The 6,457-nt window shown below is 57.5% G+C and carries 8 protein-coding genes; 6 read left to right on the forward strand and 2 right to left on the reverse strand.

The genetic code is table 11. The annotated features are described in order from the left end of the window. Window positions 1-90: 90 nt before the first annotated feature. Window positions 91-1,281, reverse strand: a complete 1,191-nt coding sequence (locus DSM3645_RS05425; RefSeq protein ID WP_002651053.1) for an amino acid aminotransferase — start codon at window positions 1,279-1,281, stop codon at window positions 91-93. Between the two features lie 329 nt (window positions 1,282-1,610). Between DSM3645_RS05425 and DSM3645_RS05430 the strand changes: the two genes are divergently transcribed. From DSM3645_RS05430 to DSM3645_RS05455, 6 genes are all read left to right on the forward strand, one after another. Then, a complete protein-coding gene (locus tag DSM3645_RS05430) occupies window positions 1,611-2,804 on the forward strand; it encodes an inositol-3-phosphate synthase (RefSeq protein ID WP_002651054.1) in 1,194 nt (397 codons plus the stop codon). Between the two features lie 175 nt (window positions 2,805-2,979). Beyond that, the gene (locus DSM3645_RS05435) at window positions 2,980-3,357 is read left to right on the forward strand and encodes a hypothetical protein (protein ID WP_002651055.1); all 378 of its coding nucleotides are present in this window, start codon (window positions 2,980-2,982) and stop codon (window positions 3,355-3,357) included. A gap of 239 nt (window positions 3,358-3,596) precedes the next feature. Then, on the forward strand, window positions 3,597-4,127 hold the full coding sequence (locus tag DSM3645_RS05440; protein ID WP_002651056.1) for a tetratricopeptide repeat protein: 531 nt from the start codon (window positions 3,597-3,599) through the stop codon (window positions 4,125-4,127). Between the two features lie 238 nt (window positions 4,128-4,365). Continuing rightward, window positions 4,366-5,322 carry a sugar phosphate isomerase/epimerase family protein gene (locus DSM3645_RS05445; RefSeq protein WP_002651057.1) on the forward strand — a complete coding sequence of 319 codons (957 nt, stop codon included), beginning with the start codon at window positions 4,366-4,368 and terminating at the stop codon, window positions 5,320-5,322. Window positions 5,323-5,418: 96 nt separating this feature from the next. Further along, window positions 5,419-5,634 (forward strand): hypothetical protein, encoded by a 216-nt coding sequence (locus tag DSM3645_RS05450; RefSeq protein WP_002651058.1) that lies wholly within the window; start codon window positions 5,419-5,421, stop codon window positions 5,632-5,634. A gap of 116 nt (window positions 5,635-5,750) precedes the next feature. Then, window positions 5,751-5,987, forward strand: a complete 237-nt coding sequence (locus DSM3645_RS05455) for an ExbD/TolR family protein (protein ID WP_002651059.1) — start codon at window positions 5,751-5,753, stop codon at window positions 5,985-5,987. A 122-nt stretch (window positions 5,988-6,109) separates the two neighbouring features. Here DSM3645_RS05455 and DSM3645_RS05460 read toward each other — a convergent pair. Beyond that, a partial coding sequence (locus DSM3645_RS05460) for a diguanylate cyclase domain-containing protein (protein WP_002651060.1) occupies window positions 6,110-6,457 on the reverse strand: 348 nt, incomplete at its 5' end.

The following is a 6,457-nucleotide window of genomic DNA, read 5'->3' on the forward strand; positions in this document are numbered from 1 at the left end:
AAGACGCAGGCTCTTGTGCTCCTGCAAGAAACAAAAAAGGGCTCCGCATCACTGCGGAGCCTTTTTTGTTTTCGAATATCTTCGGTTGGCTTACAGCACTGCTTTGATCGCAGCACATAGCTTGCCGACGTTGCTCTCTGAGATCCCGGCGACGTTGATGCGGCCTGAGCCGACGATGTAGATCGCAAACTTGTTGCGCAGTTCGTCGACTTGCACCGGGGTCAGCCCTGAGAACGAGAACATTCCCTTTTGATCGGCGATGAACGAAAAGTCGCGATCGACGCCGGTCGCTTTCATCGTCTCGACCAGCAGCGTCCGCACTCCGTTGATCCGATCCCGCATCGTGGTCAATTCGGCTTCCCATTGGGCTCGCAGTTTCGGGTCGGCGAGGACCGTCTCAACAATCGCGCCGCCATGCGTCGGCGGATTCGAGTAATTGGCGCGGATCGTGTTTTTCAGTTGGCTGAGAACCGCCTGAGCGGCCTCCGCATCGGTCGCGACCGCGGTCAACGCACCGACCCGCTCGTTGTACAGCCCAAAGTTCTTACTGAACGAGCTGCAAACCAACAACTCTTTGCCGGGTTGGCTGAGAGCCGCCAGGCCGACGGCGTCTTCACACAATCCGTCGCCAAAACCTTGATAGGCGAAGTCGACCAACGGCAACAGCTCGCGCCGATGGACGAGCTCGGCGATCGCGCGCCACTGCTCGGCGGTCGGATCAATGCCGCTGGGATTGTGGCAACAGCCATGCAGCAGCACGATGTCGCCGGTCGGAATGTTCTCGAGCGCGGTCATCATTTCGGCAAAGGCCAAGCCGTTGGCCGCTTTGTCGAAATAAGGATATCCGGCCGTTTCGATCCCGGCGGCGGCGAAGATATTGGGGTGATTGGGCCAGGTTGGCTGGCTGAGCCAGACTTTGCGGCCCGGGAAATTTTTGGCGAGAAAGTCGGCGGCCACGCGCAGTCCGCCTGTCCCGCCGGGGGTTTGCACCGTCACGCCGCGCGCCGAAGTGACGATCTCATGATCGGCGCCCAGCATCAGCTCGCGAACCAAGCGACAATACTCGGGTCGGCCGTCGATCGGCAGGTACGACTTTGTTTTTTCGTCGCTAATCAGGCGTCGTTCGGCCTCTTTCACGCAATCCAGAACCGGCGTTACGCCGCTAGAATCCTTAAAAACCCCGACGCTGAGATTGATCTTTTCGGGGTTGGAATCTTTGCGAAACGCCTCGTTGAGACCAAGAATGGAGTCGGGAGGCGCAGTTTGAACGTTCTGAAACATACCTGTGATTCGCGGTTTGGGGGAAGTAACGGAGTCGTCGGCAGCGTAGGACGCTACAGTGACCAGAAGGTTCACCTAGCGTCCTAAAATCAACCAGAAGGCCAACTTCTGTCGAGCCAATCGGTTCGCGTCCTTGACGAACCGAATTAGTCGTGCCAACAATTAAATGGTACTTGCGAGCGCCTCTTCCAGACAGACCCCACCGGACCGGCCGCTATCCTCTTACGCGTTGGGCGGCCCGCGGAACCTCCCGCTCGTTTCTGTTCGACTGTGTTGTTGGTCGTTCGGCAAACCTTCCCACCTATCCTCCTTGAAAGACGATTGACGCGATGGCACGTTCTCGAGTCGGCATTTGGCTTATTGGAGCTCGCGGCGGCGTCGCCGCGACCACGATCGTTGGCTTGGCTGCGCTGCGCCGCGGATTGGTTGATACGGTGGGTCTGGTCAGCGAACTGCCGCAGTTCGCGGAGCTTGGTCTGGCGACTTGGGACAATCTGGTCATCGGCGGGCACGAGATCCGCAACGTCACCCTGTACGACGCCGCCCAGCAATTGGTCGACGTCAGCCGTGCGCTCGACCCGCGCCTGGTCGTCGCGGTGAAAGAGGACCTCGATGCGATCGACGCCAACATCAAAGATGGCACGCTGCTGAATGTCGGCGCCAAAATCGCCGGACTCGCGAAAGATGAGCTCCGCGAAAAGATAGAGACGCCGCGGCAAGCGATCAGCCGCATCCAGGCCGACATCTCCGCGTTCGCCAAGCAGCATGAGCTAGCCGATGTCATCGTGATCAACGTGTCTTCGACCGAGCCCCCCTTCGACGACAGCCAGTTGCCGACCAGCTGGAACGAGTTGGCTCCGCTGCTGGAAACCGGCGATTGTCATCTGCCGGCAAGCAGCTTGTATGGCGCCGCCGCGCTGGAGCTTGGTTTTCCTTACGTCAACTTCACGCCGTCGGTCGGCACCGCGATTCCGGCCCTTTGCGATTTGGCCGAGCAAAAGAAAACCTGCCACATGGGGCACGACGGCAAGACCGGCGAGACGCTGCTCAAGAGCACGCTCGCGCCGATGTTCGCTCATCGCAACCTGCAAGTCATGAGCTGGGTCGGGCACAACATCTTTGGCAACATGGACGCCACCGTGTTGGATGATCCCGAGAATAAGAAAACCAAAGCGACCAGCAAAGATCGCCTGCTGGGCGAAATCTTTGGCTACCATCCGCAAACGCTGGTCACGATTGAAAAGATCGACAGCATGGGCGACTGGAAGACCGCTTGGGATCACATTCACTTTAAAGGATTCCTCGGCACGCCGATGGTGATGCAGTTCACCTGGCAAGGCGCCGACTCGCTATTGGCCGCTCCGCTGGTGATTGACCTGGCTCGCTTCGCCGAACTCGCACATCGCCGCGGCGAAACAGGCTTGCTCACTTCGCTGGCCTGCTTCTTTAAGTCTCCCTTGGGGACCAAGCAAAATGATTTCGCCAAACAGTTCGACATGCTTGAAGCTTGGACGAAAAGCTAGCAGCGTTGCGGCGTAAGCAGTTACGAACCTTAAGAAGGTTTCATCTTATTTGGCATGCGAATTCCGCCAAATAAGATTCGCTTCGCGGGCGAACAATGTCTATAGTTGAAACTCAACGAAGTCGCTCGACATTCAGCGACTTCTTCGAGTTCCTACTTTTGGGACACGCGCCGCAATGCAACGGATCTACACGCAACTGCTGGTTTGGATGGTTGTCGTCAGCCTCTTCGCGGCGACTCCGTTGGCCTGCATGTCGGCGCTGACCGTTTCGGCGGAAATCGCTGCGGTCGCCGGTAAAACGAACGTCGCCGCATCGTCGTCTGTCGCCAACGACTCGCAGGTTGACCCTGCAGAGCATCGTATTGACCGCCTCTTTTACTTCCCCTGCAAAACGGAAGAAGAGTCGCGCGACGCTTGTCAGCATGCCAAACATTTTTCCTCTTTTGTTGACTCGCTCCCAGGCGTCCAGTCGGTCGCGGCGCGTCAACTTCTCCACTCGGCAAACCGCACTCTTCACGCCGCGCCGTCGATGTCGCGCCCGCTGCGGTTGTAAATCTCTTCGGTCCTGAGACTCCCTTTCGCTCTCGACACGCGTTTCCACCGCGTGTGACGGTTCCTTCGATTTCGTCAGTCGTCTACGACTGCGCGAATCCTTGATCCGGCGTGAATGCGAAAGGATGGCTTTGTCGCTCCTCATGGTTCGTTTCGCCTGTCGATCGTCGCACGCCTGCGCGATTGGCCCACCGAGACGACTTGCACTCACCCAACCTTCCCAGAGAGAAGACGCCGATCATGAACCATCGAACCTTGAATGTGATTATCAACCGTCACGCCGCCCAAAGTCCCCGTCGTCATAGCGACCCGATTGGCGAAACGATTCGCCAGATCGCTGACTTGCTACAACAAGGCCGCGCGGACAAAGCGCTGCATTTGCTCCGCCCCAACAAGCGCCACCACGACGCTCGCCTGGTCAACGCTCGCGGAGTTTGCCAGATGCGGCTCGGCTTGATCGATCAAGCGGTCAGCACCTACCGAACGCTCGTGCTGGAACCGGTCGGAATGTTCTTAGCGGTCCGTCGCTCACTGCCCGACGCCTACAAGACGAACCTGGCGACCGCACTGCTGCTCAAAGGCGAAGTCTCCGCCGGCGAAGAAGTGCTCGACGAGATCGAAAATCAAGACTACCCGACCGTGGGCGACCTGCGCAAAGTGATCGCCGTTTGGCGACAAGAGTTGTCGCTGTGGGAAAAGATCGAAGATCAACTCGGCGTCACTCCGTACCATCCCGTCACACTTCCCTTCAAGCCAGGCGAACTGGCCTAGTTGTTTCTGTTTGTGAATCAGGGAGGGACGGCGCCCTATCCGTCGTCCCCCCTGCTTTACGTCAGAAAAAAGAAATGTTCCGTACTTCTAACTGACGCCGAAATATCTCTCGTCAAAATTGAGCGATCGATACAAACGCCGTCAGAAAACCTACGGACCTGCGGCCGGAATGCGTAGTCGGTAAGTCGAACGTCTATTACGATGGAAGTTCGCTTATCCTTTTCTAGAGAGACTCCGCATGACTCGTTCGAGACGCGAATTTCTGACTGCCGCCGCGACCGTCGCCGCGCTTGCTCCGCTCAGCCGCTCCGCATTCGCCGAGGAACCTGTCGCCGCCGCAGAAGCCGCTGTGGCCCAGAGAAAGATCGTCAATCGGATCGCCGTCTCGACCTACTCATTCTGGCAATTTCGCCACGAGCATCTCCGCGATGTTGAGAAGTGCATCGTTCTCTCGGCCGAGATGGGTTTTGACGCTGTCGAAATCTTGCATCGTCAGATGACTAATGAGACGCCCGCCTATCTGCAGAAGTTGAAACGGACCGCGCTGGTCAACGGCGTCGATCTGTGCGGCTTCTCGACGCATCAAGGTTTCCTCTCTCCCGACAAAGAGAAGCGTCAGAAAAACATCGACGAGACGATACGCTACATCCGCATGGCGTACGAAATGGGGATTCCCACGATGCGGGTCAACACCGGCACTTGGGGAACCAGCAAAGATTTCGATGACCTGATGGCGCATCGCGGGATCGAGCAGCCGCTGGACGGCTATACCGACGAAGATGGCTTTCAGTGGGTGATCGACAGCTTGGAGAAATGCCTGCCGGAAGCGGAAAAGTGCGGCGTGCTGCTAGGCTTAGAAAATCACTGGGGCTTGGGGCGAACCCCCGAAGGCGTGCTGCGAATCGTCGACGCGATCGACAGCCCCTGGCTGCAGGTCACTTTGGACACCGGCAATTTTCTGGAAGATCCGTACGACCGTCTAGCTCTGATGGCGCCCAAGACCGTCTATGTCCAAGCAAAGACCTATATTGGCGGTGGTCTTTGGTACAGTTTGGACTTGGACTACCCGCGGATCGCAAAGCTTTTACAGCAAAAGAGTTACCGCGGTTATGTCTCACTCGAGTTTGAAGGGCGAGAAGACCCCCTGGTCGGAATTCCCCAAAGTTTATCGCTTCTTCGCAGCGCTTTCGGCTAAACAACGCGCGGTGGAACCCCTATAATGAAGGTTCAAGGGGCGACAATCTGATTTTACATAGATTGTCCCCTTTTACCCCCGCGCAGGAGTTTGCCGATGAGTCGCTCCGCCGTCGCCTTGTTGATCGTACTTACTGCGATCTTTGGTTATTTCAGCATGGTTGGGGTCGCGATCTTGTCGCGTGGCGCCCCGGAGAACAACTTCCAGACGCCGCAAAGCTCGATTGCGCCGCCTAGGGAAGCTCCGATCGTTCTCCCTTCATCCGATCTTCACGAAAGAGCTGAGCCCACCGCGACCGGCGCCCAAGAGTAGCGCTCGATGGCGATTTCCTGAATGTCCGGTCTCCACGCTTCTTGAGATGCGAACCTCCCGCGACCGAACTCGGTCTTACTGGTAGAGGTAAACGTCTTTAAACTCCTAGCCTTGCCATGAATCTGGAAACCGAAAATCAACCGCTCGACGTCGTGTTATCGGGCTCGGGAAAAATCTTTATTAACGGCGTAGAAGCGCTGCTCGACGCCCACTTGCGCCGTCTCTGCGCACGAGCCAGCTGCGCTCGCAGCGTCCGGATCTTTGCCGGCGAAGAATGCCGCTTTGATCATGTGGCCGAGATCTTCCGCGTCTGTCGCCAATGGGGCGTGTCGGAAGTTTCGCTCGCGAGCTAATCGCAAGCTGAGAAGCCCCCTTCTCTTCATCGCTCGAAGAGAAACAGCCGCCAACACCTTCCAATTGCGCAAAATCAAAAGGCCTACCCACAGGCAAAGATTTTCCGCTTTCCGCTTTTCCCTCAGTGCGTCGCATCCATCAGGCGCGTGCGCAGATCGGCACAGACTTCGTCGAACTCTCGCACAGGCTCCACCTTGTCGCTGGTCTCGAGCAGAATCGACAAGATGCGCTGACCGTCGAAGTAGTAACCGCGATCACGGCCTGCTGACTTTGCGGCGTAGAGCGCTTCGTCTGCTCTGGCGACCAGTTCTTCTGGTCCATTCAGATCCGCGACTTGCGCGACGCCGACGCTGATCGTGAGCGGAATCTTGGCTTCTCCTGCGCAAAAGAGTTGTTCGCGAACCGCATGGATAATGCGTAGCGCCGCTTCGTTCCCCTTGGCGTATTCGGTTTCGGGCAACAGGATCGC

This window comes from Blastopirellula marina DSM 3645 (assembly GCF_000153105.1).
Lineage (GTDB): Bacteria > Planctomycetota > Planctomycetia > Pirellulales > Pirellulaceae > Blastopirellula > Blastopirellula marina.